We start from the raw sequence: 17,519 nt of genomic DNA on the forward strand, positions 1-17,519 counted from the left end.
CGGTCGGCTACATTGGCTCTAACGGATTGTAGGGGCCGCGGTTGACGCGCATCTTGCAGCGGTTTCCCGCACCCTGGGGTTTCATACATGTTTTTCGTGATCATCGGCGTGCTCATCATCCTGGCCAACCTGCTCGGTTTCGGCCCGATGGCCAACTGGACCTGGAACATCTCCGGCGACCTGTGGAAGTTCTGTGTCCCGTTCGGACTGGCGGCGGTGTGGTGGGCCTGGGCCGACGCCACCGGCTACAACAAGCGCCGCGAGATGGAGAAGATGGACGAGCGCCGCCGCAACCGGCGTGAGCAGAACCTCGTGGCGCTGGGCATGGACAAGACCGCCCGCCGCGGCAAGAAAGCCGCCAAGCGCTGAAGGCGGCTTGCCGGGCCGACTTGGCTTCGGCCCGTCTCAGTCGAACTTGTCCAGCACGGCACCCGAGCTCGCGCTCGAGGCGTTCATTGCGAACTTGGCCAGCACGCCGCGGGTGTAACGCGGCGACGGGCGCTTCCAAGACTGCCGGCGCTTCGCCAGTTCCTCGTCGCTCACGTTGAGTTGCAGCGTCAAGGTGCGGGCATCGATGGTGATCGAGTCGCCTTCGTTGACCAGCGCGATGTTGCCGCCCTCGTAGGCTTCGGGGGCCACGTGGCCGACCACCATGCCCCAGGTGCCGCCGGAGAAGCGCCCGTCGGTGACCAGGCCGACCGATTCGCCCAGGCCCTGGCCGATCAGCGCGCCGGTGGGTGCGAGCATTTCCGGCATGCCCGGTCCGCCCTTCGGGCCGAGGTAGCGCAGCACCATCACGTCGCCTGCGACGATCTTGTTGGCCATGATGGCCGCCAGCGCCGACTGCTCGTCGTCGAACACCCGCGCCGGGCCGGTGATGGTCGGGTTCTTCAGGCCGGTGATCTTGGCCACGCAGCCTTCGGGCGACAGGTTGCCGCGCAGGATGGCCAGGTGGCCCTGCGCGTACATCGGCTTGTCGATGGTGCGGATCACGTCCTGGTCGGCACGCGGAACGTCCGGCACCTCGGCCAGCGACTCGGCGATCGTCTTGCCGGTGATCGTCATGCAGTCGCCGTGCAGCAGCCCGGCCTTGAGCAGCACCTTCATGACCTGCGGAATGCCGCCCGCCCGGTGCAGGTCGACCGCGAGGTAGCGGCCGCTGGGCTTGAGGTCGCAGAGCACCGGGGTGCGCTGGCGCACGCGCTCGAAATCGTCGATCGTCCACTCGACACCGGCCGCGTGGGCGATGGCCAGGAAGTGCAGCACCGCATTGGTGGAGCCACCGGTGGCCATGATCACCGCCACCGCGTTCTCGATCGCCTGCTTGGTGACGATGTCGCGCGGCTTCAGGTCCTTCTTGATCGCCTCGACCAGCACGCGTGCCGACTCCTTCGCCGAGTTCATCTTCTCGTCGTGCGGGTTGGCCATGGTCGACGAATAAGGCAGTGACAGGCCCAGCGCCTCGAAGGCCGAACTCATCGTGTTGGCGGTGTACATGCCGCCGCAGGAGCCGGGGCCGGGGATGGCGCGGCGCTCGATCTGGCAGAAGTCCTCTTCGCTCATCTTGCCGGCGCTGAACTGGCCGACGGCCTCGAACACGCTGACGATGTTCAGGTCCTGGCCCTTGTAGTGGCCGGGCAGGATGGTGCCGCCGTAGACGTAGATGGCTGGCACGTTGGCGCGCAGCATGCCCATCATGCCGCCGGGCATGTTCTTGTCGCAGCCGCCGACGACGACCACGCCGTCCATCCACTGGCCACCGACGCAGGTCTCGATGCAGTCGGCGATGACCTCGCGCGACACCAGGCTGTATTTCATGCCCTCGGTGCCCATGGCCATGCCGTCGCTGATGGTCGGCGTGCCGAAGATCTGCGCATTTCCGCCGGCGGCCTCGATGCCTTCCACGGCGGCGTCGGCCAGCTTCTGCAGGCCCGAGTTGCAGGGCGTGATCGTCGAGTGGCCGTTGGCCACGCCGACCATCGGCTTCTTGAAGTCGCCTTCCTCGTAGCCCAGCGCGTAGTACATCGAGCGGTTCGGCGCACGGGCCGTGCCCTCGGTGATGTTGGCGGAACGGCGGTTGATCTTCATGGACACACTCCTTCGGCAGGGAGCCGAAGTATCGGGCCGGCGCAGCTGTGCGTCCAATCGATCTGAAGTACGGTATTGATATGCTGTGCATATGAGAGATGCCGACAGCCCTGCGCCAGAGATCGAGTTGCGCCTGTGGCGGCAATTCCTCGCCGTGGCCGAGTCGCTGCACTTCGGCCGCGCCGCGCAGCGGCTGCAAATGACGCAGCCGCCGCTGACGCAGGCGATCCAGCAGCTCGAGCGGCGGCTGGGCACGGCCTTGTTCGAACGAACGCGGCGCAGCGTCGTGCTGACGCCGACCGGCGCCGCGCTGGTGGAGCCGGTCCGGCAACTGTTGCAGCAGGCCGCCGCGCTGGGTGTGCGCGCGCGCGACGCTGCCGGCGGCGAGGTCGGCCGCATCCGGCTCGGCTTCGTCTCGACCGTCGGATTCGGGCCGCTGCCGGCGTGGCTGCGCGCCTTTCGCGAGGCGCACCCGGGCATCGCGATGGAGCTGCGCGAGGCCACCGGCGACGTGCAGTTCGAAGCCTTCTCGCAGCGCGAGCTCGATGCGGGCTTCGTGCTGCATGCGCCGGGCATCGCGCCGCCGCCGCCGTTGCAGCGGCTGTCGCTGGGCATCGAGCCGATGCTCCTGGTGCTGCCCGAGTCGGCGCCGAAGCGGCCGAGCGCGGCGCAACTGCTGGGCGAGCCGCTGGTGATCTTCCCGCGCGCCATCGCACCCTCCCTGTACGACGCGGTGCTGGCCTTTTATCACCGCCATGGCGCGACGCCGGTGATCGCGCAGGAGGCCATCCAGATGCAGACCATCGTCAACCTGGTGTCGGCCGGCCTCGGGCTTGCGCTGGTGCCGGAGTCGATGCGCCTGCTGCAGCGGCCGGGCGTGGTCTATCGAGGCCTGCCAGCGGCCCTGGCCGACGGGGCACCGCGCTGCGAGACGAGCCTGCTGTGGCGGCCCGACGCGCCGCCGGCGGCGCTGCGTTTCGTGGCCTTCGTGCGCGAGCGCTGCTGAGCGCCGCGATCGCGGCTCAGCGCGGTGCACGCGGCACAGCGATCGCGCCGATGGTGTCGCCGTGCCGGAAGGAGCGCACGGCCAGGTGGAAATCGCGGCCGTCCCAGCGCAGGCGCACGTCGCGCGGGCCCGGCGCCAAACCGGCCTCGAAGCTCGCGGGCTCCAGCGACAGGCCGCTGCCCACCACCTTCAAGCAGGCTTCCTTGCGCGTCCAGCCGTGCAGGAACAGGGTGTCGCGCGCCGTCTCGTCCTGGCCGCAGCGATCGAACTCGCTCAGCTCGGCCGGGGTGAAGCAGCGCTGGGCCAGCGCGTCGAGGTCGTCTACGCGGTGCAGCAGTTCGACGTCCACGCCGATCTCGCCCAGGGCTGCCAGCGCGAGCGCACCGACATCGCCGCTGTGGCTGAGGTTGAAGGCCAGCGGTATCGCGCCTTCCAGCCGCGGCTTCCCGTGCCGCGATTCGCTGAAGCGCAACGAGGCCGGCGGGTTGCGGGTGGCCTGGGCGAGCAGCGAGCGCAGCTGCACGTGCGCGGCTCGATAGCGCCGGCGATCGCGTTCGAACGCGAAGCGCGCGGCGCGTGCCTGCTCGTCGGCCGACAGCCCGCCGAGCTGCTCGGCCGAAGGCTCCACGGTCAGGTCGAGCAGCCACAGTCGCACGTCGGGCCAGCCGGCCAGCGAACTCAAGTCCGTGGCGCCCGCCGGCGCGGCGGCACCCGTCATGCCTCAGCCGCGCAGGCCCTTGACGATGCGGCCGAGCCAGCCGGAGCCGGCTGCCGCCGTGCCGTCGGGCGTGGCCGCAGCAGCGGCCGCGGCCGAAGCCACCGCGTCAGGCTGCGCCGCGACCTGCGCCAGCGTCTCGAAGATCAGCCGGCGCACGCCCAGCCGCAGGCCGAGCCGCTTCTCGATCTCGACGACCGCGCGCATCGCCAGCAGCGAATGCCCGCCGAGGTCGAAGAAGTTGTCGGCCACGCCTACGCGCTCCACGCCGAGCAGTTTCTGCCAGATATCGGCGATGGTGATCTCGGCCGGCGTGGCCGGCGCCGTGAAGGCGCTGCGTCGACCGTCGTCGGCTGCACCGTCGATGCCCGGCAACGCCTGCGTCGCCACCTTGCCGTTGGGTAGCAGCGGCACCGCGTCGATCGCGACGTAGTGCTGCGGCAGCATGTACTCAGGAAGCTGGGTGCGCAGATGCTCGCGCAACTCGGCCGCCGCTGGCAGCGTGCCGCGGGCCACGATGTAGGCGACCAGGCGCGCATCGCCCGGTTGCACCTCGCGCACTGCCGCGACGACACGCGCCACCGCCGGGTGCGCGGCGAGCTGCGCCTCGATCTCGCCGATTTCGATGCGGTGGCCGCGCAGCTTGACCTGCGAGTCCAGCCGGCCCAGGTGCTCCAGCAGACCCTCGGCCCGCCAGCGGCCCTGGTCGCCCGTGCGGTACAGGCCGGCGCCGGGGTTCAGCGGATCGGCGATGAAGCGTTCGGCCGTGAGCTCGGGGCGGTCCAGGTAGCCGCTGGCCAGGCCCGAGCCACCGATGAAGATCTCGCCGGCCACGCCGGTCGGGCAGGGTGCGCCGCGTGCATCGAGCACGCGCAGCGTGGTGTTGGCGATCGGCGTACCGATGCTGATGCCGTGCTCCGGCGACTGCACGCGCCAGCAACTCGACCACACCGTGGTCTCGGTCGGGCCGTACATGTTCCACAGCGCGCCGCTCCGTTGCATCAGCTGCATGGCCAGGTCCAGGGGCAGCGCCTCGCCGCCGACCAAGGCGCTGAAATGCGCGCCGCCTTCCCAGCCGGCGTCGATCAGCATGTGCCAGGTCGAAGGCGTGGCCTGCATGACGGTGGCCGCGCTGCTCTCGACGAGCGCACGCAGCGCGCGGCCGTCGCTCACGTCGTCGCGGCTGGCCAGCACCACCGTGGCGCCGACTGTCAGCGGCAGCAGCAGTTCGAGCACGGCGATGTCGAACGACAGCGTGGTCACTGCGACGATGCGGTCGGCCGCCGTCAGGCCCGGCTCGGCCTGCATGCTGAGCAGGAAGTTGACGACGGCTCGGTGCGGCAGCACCACGCCCTTGGGCCGGCCGGTGGAGCCGGAGGTGTAGATCACGTAGGCCGGATCCTCGGGGCGGGCGTCGTGTTCGGCATCGGCCTGGAGAGCTTCGTCGCTTTGGCGGTCGATCGCCGCGACGTCGATGTCGAGCAGCACCGCGCTCTGGCGCGGCCAGTCGATGGCCTGGATGGTCGAGGAGTCGGCCACCAGCATCGCCAATTTCGCGTCGGTGGCCATGTACTGCAGCCGCTCGCCGGGGTAGGCCGGATCGAGCGGCACGTAGGCTGCGCCGGCCCGCATGATGGCGTGCTGCGCGACCAGCATCGCCGGCGAACGCTCCAGGCACAGGCCGACCAGGGATCCACGACCGATACCGCGCGAGCGCAGCAGCCGGGCGAGCCGGTTGGCGCGCCGGTCGAGCTCGGCGTAGTCGAGCGTCTCTTCGCTGGAGACGACGGCCTCGTGCTGCGGCGTGCGCTGCATCTGCGCGGCGACCAGGTCGACCACGGTGACAGGCGGCAAGGCCATGGCGCGGCCCTCGCTCCAGGCGGCGATGGCGTCCCGCTCGGCCGGCGTGGCCACGTCGATCTGGTCGACGCGCGCATCCGGCGCCTGCAGCGCGGCGCCCAGCACGCCGGAGAAGCGCTCGACCAGCCGCTGCGCGGTGGCGTCGGTGAAGATGTCGGTGTTGAAGGTCAGGCCGCCGGTCAGGCCGCCCTCGTGCTCGAGGAACCACAGGCCCAGGTCCTCCGCTGAGCCGGGCTGGAACAGCAGCACCTGCTCCTGCTGCAGGCTGCCCCACTGGCGCAGGCGCTGGCGAGCGTCCTGGAAGGAGAAGAAGGCCTGGTAGATCGGCGAGCGACTCTCGTCGCGGGCCACCCGCAGCTCGCGCACCAGGTGCTCGAAGGGAACGTCCGGCGCGCCGAAGGCGTCGAGCACGGCGCCGCGAACATGGTTCACCAACTCGCGGAAGCTGCCTTCGGGCCGCACGGTCAGACGCAGCGGTAGCGCGTTCACGAAGAAGCCCATCACCTTCTCGAGCGCGCTGTCGTTGCGCCCCCGCACCGGCGTGCCGATGACGATGTCGTGCTGGCCGCTCAAGCGGCTGAGCAGCAGCGCATAGGCCGCCAGCAGCGTCATGAACAGCGTCGCGTCGGAACTGCGGCCGAACTGCCTCGCGGCGTCGACCAGCTCCTTCGAGCAGTTCAGCCACTGCGTGCTGCCCTCGCCGGATGCGCGCGCGGGGCGGCTGCGGTCGGTGGGCAGGGCCAGCGGCTCGGGCAGGTCGGACAGGCGCTGCTTCCAGTGCTGCACCTGCTCGCGCAATTCTTCGCTTTGCAGCCACTGCTGCTGGCCGGCGGCGAAGTCGGCATAGGTGATCGGCAGCGGCGGCAGCGAGTGGGGTTTGCCTGCCACGTAGGCGCCGTAGATCGCCGCCATCTCCTCGTAGAACAGGTCGAACGACCAGCCGTCCCAAATTGCATGGTGCGGCATGAAGAACAGCACGTGCTCCTGCGGGCCGAGCCGGTACAGACCGTGGCGGAACATCGGCGCGGTGCCGATGTCGATGGGCACGGCCACCCGCGCCTTCATGCGCTCGAGCAGTTCGGCCTCGCGCTCGGCGGCGGGCAGATTGGAGAGGTCCTCGACCGGGCCGAGCGAGAGCACGAGCTCGGGCGCGATGCGCTGCATCGGCTCGCCGTCGGCATCGGCCACCAGCGCGGTGCGCAGGATGGGCTGGCGGCGCACCATCTCGTTGAGGGCGCGCTCCAGGGCCGCGACGTCGAGCGGGCCGGTCAGCCGGTGCGCCGACGGCGTGTTGTAGGTGACGCGGCCGGGCTCGAGCTGCTCGAGGAACCACAGGCGCTGCTGCATCAGCGACAGTGGCGCGCGGTCGGCTTGCGCGCGCGGCGGGGCGGCGGCCGGTGTCGCCGGCGCGGGAGTGGCCGGCGCGGCAGCCACCGAGCGCGCATCCAGCCAGGCGGCCAGCTGCGTCACCGTCGGCGCCTCGAAGATCGCGCGCAGGGGCACACGCGCGCCGGTGCTGCGGCCCAGTGCGTTGGCCAGCTGCGTGGCAAGCAGCGAGTGCCCGCCGAGCTGGAAGAAGTTGTCGTCGTCGCCGAGGCCGGGCAGGGCCAGAACAGTCTCCATCGCCGAAGCGACAATCTGTTCGGTCGGCGTACGGGGTGTCGTGCGGCGCGCCGCTTCGGAGGCGGCCAGCACTGGCGCAGGCAGGGCGCGGCGATCGATCTTGCCGTTGGGCAGCAGCGGAATCGTGTCGAGCGCAACGAAGTGCTGCGGAATCATGTATTCCGGCAGCAGGGTGGACAGGTGCTGGCGAAGTTCGGCGGCCTCGGCTGCGGTGCCCTGGGGTACCACGTAGGCGACGATGCGCACATCGCCGGGGCGCATCTCCCGTGTCACCGCCAGTGCTCTCTGCACCTTCGGGTGCGAAACGAGATTGGATTCGATGTCGCCGAGCTCGATGCGGTAGCCGCGCAGTTTGATCTGGTGGTCGATGCGGCCCAGGCATTCCAGCAACCCGTCGTTGCGCCAGCGGCCCAGGTCGCCGGTGCGATAGCGCGTGGCGCCAAGGGCTCCAAGGGGGTCGGCCACGAAGCGATCCGCGTTCAGATCGGGTCGTTCGTGGTAGCCCAGCGTGACACCTTCGCCGGCAATGACCAGTTCACCGATGGCGCCCACCGGCAGCAGGCGCAGCTTGTCGTCGACCACGTCGAAGCGCGTGTTGGCGATCGGCGCACCGATGGGAATGCCGGAGTCCGGATCGTGGACCCGCCAGCAGCTCGACCACACGGTGGTCTCGGTGGGGCCGTACATGTTCCAGAGTTCGCTGGTGCGGGCCAGCAGCTGTTGGGCCAGATCGGTCGGCAACGGCTCGCCGCCGACCAGGGCCTTGAACGAGCCGCCGCCTTGCCAGCCGGCGTCGATCAGCAGCCGCCAGCTCGACGGCGTGGCCTGCATCACCGTGGCGCCGCTGTTTTCGACCAGGCTGCGCAGCGCCTGACCGTCGCCCACCTCGTCGCGACTGGCGAGCACCACCGTGGCGCCGACTGAGAGAGGCAGCAAGAGTTCCAGAACTGCGATGTCGAACGACAGCGTCGTGACGGCGACGAGGCGGTCCGCGGCCGTCAGCCCTGGCTGCCGCTTCATGCTGTGCAGGAAGTTGACGACCGAACGATGCGGCACCAGCACACCCTTCGGACGACCCGTCGATCCGGAGGTATAGATCACATAGGCGACGTCGTCCACGCTTCGCGCAGGGCCCTGGAAGCCCTGCAGCGGTGCCAGCGTGTCCACTGGCAGCGGCTCGGCATCGGCGAAGCGCCAGGGGCCGTCGACGCCGGCATCGGTGGCGACGATGCGCAGTTTCGCGTCGCTGGCCATGAAGGCCAGCCGATCGGCCGGGAACGACGGGTCCAGCGGCACGTAGCCCGCGCCGCAGCGCAGCACGCCGAGCATTGCGACGAGCATGTGCTCGTTACGCGAGCAGGAGATGCCCACGAGTTCGCCGGGGCCGACACCGCGAGCCTGCAGCGCCTGCGCCATTGCATCGGCGCGCGCCAGCAATTCGCCGTAGCGCATGGAGCGGTCCCCGCTGACCACGGCCACTGCGTCGGGCGTGGTGCTCGCCTGCGCGGCAATCAGGTCGTCGACGGCCTGGATGCGGTCATGGTCAGCGGCACTCGCGTTGAAGCGGGCCAGCAAGCCTCGTTCGGCATCTGTCGGGGCCAAGGCATCGGCCAGCGTGCACGCATCGTCCGCGGCCAGTCGCCGCAGGGCGGCGACATACAGCCCCAGCCAGCGCTGCACCGTGGCGGTATCGAAGAGATCGGTGTTGTACTGGCACTCGAGCACCAGCGTGTCGTCGATCTGGCTGACGTTGAGGAACAGCTCGAAGTTCTCGAAGCTGCGTGGATTGCCGCGCACCGAGACACGCATCGATTCGTCCGACAGCTCGCTTTCGGCGATGGCGGTATCGAGGTTGAACAGCACCGACACCAGCGGCAGACGGCTCGGATCGCGTGGCAGTTGCAGCTTCTGCAGCAGGCCGCCGAGCGTGCATTGCTGGTGGTCGTAGGCGTCCAGCGTGGCCGTGCGCGAGGTCTCCAGGAGCGTCTTTGCACCGTGGTCGATGTCGAACGACAGACGCACCGGGAGCAGGTTCAGGCAGTGCCCGACCAGATCGTCGTGACCGGCGGCGGCTTGACCGGCCGCGGGAACGCCGACGACCACATCCGAACTGCCACTCAGGCGGCCGACGAGCGCGCCGAACAGGCCGAACAAGGTGCTGAACAGACTGCTGCCGTGGCGTGCAGCCAGCTTGCGTGCGGCCTGCGACAGCACGGCGTCGATGACGACGTCTTCACGCCGAGATGCGAAGCTGCGGTAGGCCGGCCTTGGCCGGTCGCACGGCAGCTCCAGCGGCATGCCGCCGCCGTCGTGCACGCCGATCCAGTAGCGCTCGTCGCGCTCACGTTCCGCCTGCGCCTCGGGGGTGGCCAGCGCGAGCGCATGGTCGCCGAACGGGTAGGCCGGCGCCATCGCCGCGCCCTGGCCGCTGCGCTGCGCGCGGTACAGGCGCATCAGGTCGTGCGACATCACGCCGAGCGACCAGCCGTCGCAGACGATGTGGTGCGCGGTGAGGATCAGCTCGTGCGACGTGTCGCTGGTCGAGGCCAGCGCCGCGCGCACCAGCGGGCCGTTGCCCAGGTCGAAGGGCGTCTCGACCGCGAGGCGTCGCGCGCCGGCGAGCCGCTTGGCGGCCGCGTCGGCGCCCAGGTCACGCAGGTCGAGCCGCTCCAGCGCCAGCCGTGGCTCGGCGCTGATGACCAGTTCGGTGCCCTCGGGGCCGATCGTGCTGCGCAGCGCCTCGTGCCGCTCGCACAGAGCGAGCAGCGCGGCCTGCAGTGCCTGGGCATCGACAGGCCCCGTCATGCGCAGCGAGGCCGATTCGTTGTAGGCGAGCGAGGCTTCGGTGCCGAGCTGGTCGGCGTGCCAGATCTCGCGCTGCGCCTCGGTCGTCGGAACGACGCGCTGGATCTCTCCGCCGGCAAAGGGGTCGAAGTCGTCGTCGTTGCCGCTCAAGCTCGGGTCATCCTGCATGCTGCTGATCAAGGGGCTGCATCGATCGTTCATGACACCGCCACGAACTTGCCGGGTTGCTGCGGATGCGGCACGAACCATTGCGGCTTGCCGTCCGGGCCGCGGCCCAGTCGCGCGCCCGGCACCGGCGGCTTCGACGCATCGACGGCAGCCGGCATGTCGGCGCGGCGCGGCAGGAACTCGGCCTGCTGCAGCTCGGCGATGGACTCGCGGAAGGCCGACTTGATGACGGCGATGTCGGCCGCGCTGTGCGCCGTGGTCATGAAGCAGGGGAAGTTGTCGAGGATGTGCACACCGCGGCTGCGCATCATCGCGAACAGCAGGTCCTGCAGCGGGTGGTCCTCGAGCCAGCTGACGCGCCACAGCGACGCAAAGTGGCGGATCTCCAGCGGCGCGCCGACCTCGCGGCAATAGGCGTTGAGCTCGTCCGCGAAGGCGCCGGTCAGGTCGTTCAGACCGGACTGCAGCGCAGGGCCCGCCTGCTTGAGGTGCAGCAGCGAGGCCTTGGCCGCGGCCAGCGCCAGCGGATGCCGCACGAAGGTGCCGGCGAAGTAGGTCACGCCCACGGTGGGCACCGAGTCGTCGCCGAACTGCCAGGCGCCGCCGTCCAGCGCGTCCATGAACTCGCGTTTGCCGGCCACCACGCCGATCGGGAAGCCGCCGCCCACCACCTTGCCGTAGCAGGCCAGGTCGGCGCGGATGTCGAACAGCGCCTGCACGCCGCCCGGGTGCGAGCGGAAGCCGGTGATGACCTCGTCGAAGATCAGGCAGCTGCCGGCCTTTGTGGTGATCTCGCGCAGTTCCTTGAGGAAGGCGACCGGGCGGAAGTCGGGGCGGCGGCTCTGCACCACCTCGACCAGCACGGCGGCGAGGTCGTCGGCGTTGCTGCGTATGAACTCCAGCGCCTCGGGCGTGCCGTACTCGAGCACGCGCACGTCGCCGAACACGCCCGGCATGATGCCCGGCGCCGCCGGGATGCCTTTGCCGCCGCGGCCGGCGCGCACCAGCACTTCGTCGAAGGTGCCGTGATAGGAGCCGGTGAACAGCACCACCGTGTTGCGGCCCGTGACGGTGCGCGCCATGCGGATGGCCGCCATCACCGCCTCGGAACCGGTATTGCAGAGGCCCGCGCGATCGAAGCCGGTGAACTCGCAGATCAGCTTTGCAACTTCGCCGGCCAGCGGATGCTGCGGGCCGATGTCGTAGCCATCATCGAGCTGCTTGCGCACCGCGTCGTTGATGAAGTCGGGCTGCCAGCCGAACAGGTTCATGCCAAAGCCGTTGAGTACGTCGACGTACTCGTTGCCGTCCAGGTCCCACATGCGCGAGCCCTTGCTGCGTTCGATGACGAGCTGGTAGACGATCTCCTTGATCGTCGGGCGGAAGCCGTTGACGACGCGCGGGTCGGCAAGGTGTGGCCGGTGCTCGACGGTGTAGGCCTTGCTCTTGGCGGTGCGCTCGATGTAGCGGCGCATGAAGGCATCGAGCCGGGCGCGCTGCCGGTCGGTGATGCTGCCCGGCTGGGTGTGGATGCGGGCGATGGCGCCGAAGGCCTTCTTGACGTCGTAGGTGATCGGCTTGGCCGGCTCGTCGGCCGCGGTGGCAGATTCGGCGGCGGGGGCGGGGGCAGCGACTTGCACCGTTGCCGCAGCCGTGGGTGCTGCGGTCGGGGCCGGCAGCGCAGCCATCGGCGCTGCGCCGGCAGCGCCCAGCAGCGCGAGCTGTTGCGACATCAGCTGCATCTGCTGCTGGATCAGTTGCTGGAGCATCGGGCTCGACGCATTCACCGGCTGCATCGCCATCGACTGGAAGACCGGAGCGGCGGCCATCGCCGGCATCGCCGCGGCGGCTTGCGCGGCCACTGGTTGCGCGTCCAAGGGGGCCACGGCCGGAGCCGCTTCGGCGGGAAGCGTCTCGTCGAGGTACTGCGCCAGCGCGTCGAGGCTGCGCAGCTTCTCCATCAGCTGGCGGAAGGTGACCGCCACGCCGAACTGGCGCTTCACCTGCAGCGCCGCTTGCGTCAGCGTGAGCGAGTCCAGTCCGAGCTGCAGGAAGTCCATCGACGTGTCGGCCTGTGCGAGGTCGACGCCGGCAACGTCCTCGAACACCGTTCGCAGGCGCGTCACGAGCTGCGGTCGGCGCGAGGCCGAAGGTGCAGCAACGGGATTGGAAGCCGGGGCAGAGGTGTTTGAAGTCATGGTGGCAGTGGCTGCGGGAGCAACAGGAATCGAAACGGGGGTGGCGTCGAGCCAGTGGCGCTTGCGCTCGAAGGCATAGCCGGGCAGAGGCACGCGCCGGCGCCGTGTGGCGGACGATGCGGCGAAGGGCAGCTCGCGGCCCAGCGTCCACAGCTCGCCCTGGGCGAGCGCGAAGCGGGTGAGTTCGGCCTCGGGCGATTCGCCCAGGCTGGGCACGGCGGCGATGCTCTGCTGGCGGGCCAGCGCAGTGAGGGCGCCGCGCGGGCCGAGCTCGATGAAGATGCCCGGATGGCGTTCCTTCGCCGTGCGCAGCGCCGGCGCGAAACGCACCGGCTCGCGCAGCTGGCGGGCCCAGTACTGCGGGTCGCGGGCCTGCGCGTCGGTCAGCCAGGTGCCGGTCATGGTGGAGACGATCGGAATCGCCGGTGCGTTCAGGCGCGCCTGGCGCACCTCGCGCTCGAAGGGCTCGACCGCTGGCCCCATCTGCGCCGAATGGAAGGCGTGAGATGTGTGCAGCACGCGCACCGCGAGGCCTTGCGCTTCGAACGACGCAGCGCAGGCGTCGATGGCCTCGGCCGGGCCGGCCAGCACGCAGGCGTTCGGGCCGTTCTCGGCGGCCAGCGAGATCTGCGGTGGCAGCAGCGGCGCCAGTGCCTCGGCCCCGAGCCGCACCGACAGCATGCGGCCTGCGGGCAGCGCCTGCATCAGCGCGCCGCGGCGCGCGACCAGCCGGGCTGCGTCGGCCAGCGACATCACGCCGGCGACCACTGCCGCGGCGAACTCGCCGATGCTGTGGCCGAGCAACGCCGCCGGCTGCGCGCCGCGCGCCAGCCAGGCCTGCGCGAGCGCATATTCAAGGCAGAACAGCGCCGGCTGGGTGGTACCGGTGTGCGACAAATCGTCCTCGCCATCGAACATGCGCGAGCGGATGTCAAAGCCCAGCCAGGGCTGCAGCGCGGCGGCGCAGGCGTCGAAGGCCTCGCGGAAGGCGGTGTCCTGCGCGTGCAGCTGGCGGCCCATGCCGGCGTACTGCGAGCCCTGGCCAGTGAACATCCATACCAGCGCCGGGCTGGAGCCGAGCGACTTGCCCGTGACACGCTGTGCCCCATCGGCGCCGCGCAGTGCGGCCACGGCCTCGGCGATGGATTCGGCGCGAACGACCAGGCGCTCGGCAAAGCGGCTGCGGCCGGCGCGCAGCGTGTGCGCCACATCAGCGAGGTCGAGCTGCGGATTCGCTTCGAGATGGGCGGCGAGTTGTACCGCCATCGTGTCCAGCGCGCCGCGAGTGCGCGCCGACAACTGCAGAAGTTCAGGCCCGTGGCCGCGCGGCAGCGGCACCGGCAGCGGCGCTTCTTCCATCACCACGTGCGCGTTGGTGCCGCCGATGCCGAAGGCGCTGACGCCGGCGCGGCGCGGCGCGTGGCCCCGCGGCCAGGCCGTCAGGCTGGTGTTGACGAAGAAGGGGCTGGACGCGAAGTCGATCGACGGATGCGGCGTGTCGTGGTGGATGCTCGGCGGCATCTGTTCGCGCGCCAGCGACAGCGCGGTCTTGATGACGCCGGCAGCACCGGCGGCGATGACCATGTGGCCGACGTTGCTCTTCAGCGAGCCGACGCGGCAGAAGCCGGTGTCGGCGGTGCTGCGGCGGAAGGCGCGGGTCAGGCCCTCGATCTCGATCGGGTCGCCCATCGGTGTGGCGGTGCCATGCGTCTCGACATAGGAGACGCTGCGCGCGTCGATGCCGGCGTCCTGCTGCGCGGCGGCGATCACGGCGGCCTGGCCGACCGAACTCACCGCGGTGAAGCTGGCCTTGTCGCGGCCGTCGTTGTTGACGGCGACGCCGCGGATCAACGCGTAGACGGTGTCGCCGTCGGCCTGCGCATCGCTCAGCCGTTTGAGCACCACGACGGCGGAGCCGTCGCTGAACACCGTGCCGGCGGCCTGCGCGTCGAAACTGCGCGTGCGCGCATCGGGCGACAGGATCGAGCCTTCCTGGTGCAGGTAGCCGCTCTTCGGCGGGCAGTGAATGGAGCTGCCACCGGCCAGCGCCATGCCGCACTGGCCGGCGCGCAGGCTGAGCACCGCCTGCGCGATGGCCACCAGCGAAGTCGAACAGGCGGTGTTCATGCTGACCGCCGGGCCGGTCAGGTCGAGCCGGTTGGCGACGCGCGTGGCGATGTAGTCCTTCTCGTTGGCCAGCATGGCCTGGAACTCGCCGAAGGCCTCCACGCGCTGCGGATGGGACGACAGGTGCCGTTGGAAGTAGGTGGCGTTGTGCATGCCGGCGAACACACCGACCGGCACGCTGCTGCCATCGGGTGCGTGGCCGGCGTGCTCCAGCGCGTGCCAGCACAGCTCGAGGAAGACGCGCTGCTGCGGGTCCATCAGCTCGGCTTCGCGCGGCGGGATGCCGAAGAAGGCGGCGTCGAACAGTTCCACGCCATCGACGACGCCGCGCGCCTTCACGTAGAGCGGATCGGACGTCAGCGCGGCGGGCAAGCTGGGGTCGAGCTCCTCGACGCTGAAGTGGCGGATGCTGTCGCGGCCGTGGCACAGGTTGTCCCAGAACTGCTCGACGTCGGCCGCGCCGGGGAAGCGGCCGGCCATGCCGATGATGGCGATCGGCTCGTCCACGCGGGACGGGTCGACGCGGCGTGCAACGCGGCGTGCTTCACCGGACGCGTCGCCACCCGTTCCGGCGATTTCGCGGGCCAGCGCGGCCGGCGTGGGCAGGCGCAGGAACGCGGTGGTCGACAGCGCGCCCGTGCCGTTGCGCTTGAGCGCAGCGAGCACCTTCAGCACGAGCAGCGAGTTGCCGCCGAGCTCGAAGAAGTTGTCGTCGCGGCCGACTGTGTCGATCTTCAGCACCGCGCCGAAAGCGGCGCAGATCGCCTGCTCGATCGCGCCTTCCGGAGCCTCGAAGGGCGTGCCCAGGTCCGGGCGGCCGGCAGGGGCGGCGGGCAGGGCACGCCGGTCCAGCTTTCCATTCAGCGTGATCGGCAGCGCGTCCAGCCACACCCAGGTGTTGGGCACCATGAATTCGGGCAGGCGCGCACCGAGGTGGGTGCGCAGATCGGCGGCCGTCGGCGCGCTGCCGGCCGGCACGATGTAGCCGACGAGCCGGGCCGCATTGCCGTTCTCGGCAGGTGCGGCCACGGCACAGGACTTCACCTGCGGGTGGGTGGCCAGCGCGGCTTCGATCTCGCCCAGCTCGATGCGGAAACCGCGGATCTTGACCTGTGCGTCGGCGCGGCCGACGAACTCGATGCGGCCGTCAAGCAGGAAGCGCACACGGTCGCCGGTGCGGTAGAGGCGATCGCCCGCGGCACCGAAGGGATCGGGCACGAATCGCTCGGCGGTCAGCGCTTCGCGCTTGAGGTAGCCCCGGGCGAGACCCGGCCCGCCGACGAACAGCTCGCCGACCAGTCCGGCAGGCAGCGGCTGCAGGCTCGGGCTCAGCACATAGGCCAGCGTGTCGTTGATCGGCCTGCCGATCGGCACCGAGCGCGCGTCCGCGGGCAGGTCGTGCGGGATCGTGCAGGTGGTCGTGAAGGTCGTGCACTCGGTCGGGCCGTAGCCGTTGATCAGCGTGAGGCCGGGCAGGGCCTGCAAGGCGCGACGCACGTGTGCGACCGACAGTGCCTCGCCGCCGATGAGCAGCTGGCGCAGGCCGGCCAGGTGCGAAGGATCGTCGTCGACCACGGCGTTGAACAGTGCGGCGGTCAGCCAGGCGGTCGTCACCTCGCCGTCGCGGATGCTGCGCGCGAGGCCGGCGGCGGTGGGCAGGGCCTCGTCGTGCAGCACGCAGCGGCCGCCGTTGAGCAACGGGCCCCAGACTTCCAGAGTCGACGCGTCGAAGCCCAGCGGCGCGGCGTGCAGCATGGCCCGGCCCGGCAGGTCGACGTAGCGCGCGTCGACGACCAGGCGCAGTATCGAGCGGTGCCGGATCTCGATGCCCTTGGGCGTGCCGGTCGAGCCGGATGTGTACATCACGTAAGCGACGCTGTCGCCGTCGGCCTGCGCAGGGCGCAGTGTCTCTGCCGGACCCGACTGCAGGTCTTCGATCGCCAGCACCGACAGGCCCGCGGGCAGCAGCGCGCGCTGCGCGCTCGACCCGATCGCCACGCGCACGTCGGCATCTGCGACCGTGAAGGCCAGCCGCTCGGCGGGATGGTGCGTGTCCAGCGGCACGTAGGCTGCGCCGACCTTCAGGATGCCGAGCAGGGCGACGATGCCGTCGATCGAGCGCTCGAGCGCCACGCCGACGCGCTCGCCGGCCTGCACGCCGGCAGCTTGGAGCTGCGCCCCCAGGCGCGTCGAAGCGGCATCGAGCGCGTGATAGCTCAGCCGCTGCGCGCCGAGCTGCAGCGCGGTGGCGTCGCCGTGCCCTTGCACCACCCGGGCGAACAGGCCATGCACCGTGAGTGCGGTTTCGCGCGGCTGCAGCGGCGGGTTCCAGTCGACGAACTGGCGCTGCTGCTCGTCGGCCGGCAAGTTGTCGATCTCGGCCAGGCGTGCCTGCGGCCGCTCGGCGAACTGGCGTGCCACATGCACGACGCAGGCGAGCACGGCCTCGGCCTGCGCGCGGTCGAGCCGTCGGGCATCGAAGTCGAGCTGGAACTCTGCACCATCGGGCGTGACCCGCCGGATCTCGATCAGCGTGTCGGTCGCATCGTCGGGGAGCTGGCGGCGCTGCGCGTCGATGTGGGCGATCCACTGCGTCGCGTCCAGCGTCGCATCGGCCGTGGACGGATGCGTCCCGAGCCAGCGGCCCGAGACCAGGTGCCAGGCAGCGGCGGCCATGGATTCCGGCATCCAGCCGGCCTGGCGAGACGTCTCGTTCATCTGCGCCACCAAGCGAGGTTCCAGCGCAACAGCCACCTGATCGCGGGGGGCGTCGTCGCGGGCCGGCTGCGGTGGCACGAAAAGGTCGGCCACGGTCAGCGAAGGCGCGTCGAGCTCCACGGGGGAGAGTGGCTTCGTCTGCATGCGGGATTCGCCAGTGAAGGTCCTGTTCGTCCAGGAGGACCGCGCAGCGGTGCGTTGCGCTCGCAAA

General features: G+C 70.4%; 6 protein-coding genes. 2 read left to right on the top strand and 4 right to left on the bottom strand.

The window, feature by feature from the left end:
- Positions 1-87: 87 nt before the first annotated feature.
- Complete coding sequence (locus tag HZ992_RS06485; RefSeq protein ID WP_209385853.1) at positions 88-369, top strand: TIGR04438 family Trp-rich protein; 282 nt, start codon at positions 88-90, stop codon at positions 367-369.
- A 36-nt stretch (positions 370-405) separates the two neighbouring features.
- On the opposite strand, the gene ilvD is transcribed toward HZ992_RS06485, so the two are convergent.
- Complete coding sequence (ilvD, locus tag HZ992_RS06490; protein WP_209385854.1) at positions 406-2,088, bottom strand: dihydroxy-acid dehydratase; 1,683 nt, start codon at positions 2,086-2,088, stop codon at positions 406-408.
- 91 nt (positions 2,089-2,179) lie between these two features.
- Here ilvD and HZ992_RS06495 point away from each other — a divergent pair, with 91 nt between their 5' ends.
- Positions 2,180-3,094 (top strand): LysR family transcriptional regulator, encoded by a 915-nt coding sequence (locus tag HZ992_RS06495; protein WP_209385855.1) that lies wholly within the window; start codon positions 2,180-2,182, stop codon positions 3,092-3,094.
- A gap of 16 nt (positions 3,095-3,110) precedes the next feature.
- Here the strand turns inward: HZ992_RS06495 and HZ992_RS06500 are convergent, their stop codons facing one another.
- The 3 genes from HZ992_RS06500 to HZ992_RS06510 are packed head-to-tail and all read right to left on the bottom strand — an operon-like array spanning position 3,111 to position 17,452.
- Positions 3,111-3,812, bottom strand: a complete 702-nt coding sequence (locus tag HZ992_RS06500) for a 4'-phosphopantetheinyl transferase family protein (protein WP_209385856.1) — start codon at positions 3,810-3,812, stop codon at positions 3,111-3,113.
- A gap of 3 nt (positions 3,813-3,815) precedes the next feature.
- Positions 3,816-10,298: a non-ribosomal peptide synthetase gene (locus HZ992_RS06505; protein WP_209385857.1), complete on the bottom strand. Its 6,483-nt coding sequence runs from the start codon at positions 10,296-10,298 to the stop codon at positions 3,816-3,818.
- The gene (locus HZ992_RS06510) at positions 10,295-17,452 is read right to left on the bottom strand and encodes a polyketide synthase (RefSeq protein ID WP_209385858.1); all 7,158 of its coding nucleotides are present in this window, start codon (positions 17,450-17,452) and stop codon (positions 10,295-10,297) included. The genes HZ992_RS06505 and HZ992_RS06510 overlap by 4 nt, the downstream gene beginning before the upstream one ends.
- Positions 17,453-17,519 lie beyond the last annotated feature (67 nt).

The sequence above is a fragment of the Rhizobacter sp. AJA081-3 genome, from assembly GCF_017795745.1.
In the GTDB taxonomy this organism is placed as follows: domain Bacteria; phylum Pseudomonadota; class Gammaproteobacteria; order Burkholderiales; family Burkholderiaceae_C; genus Piscinibacter.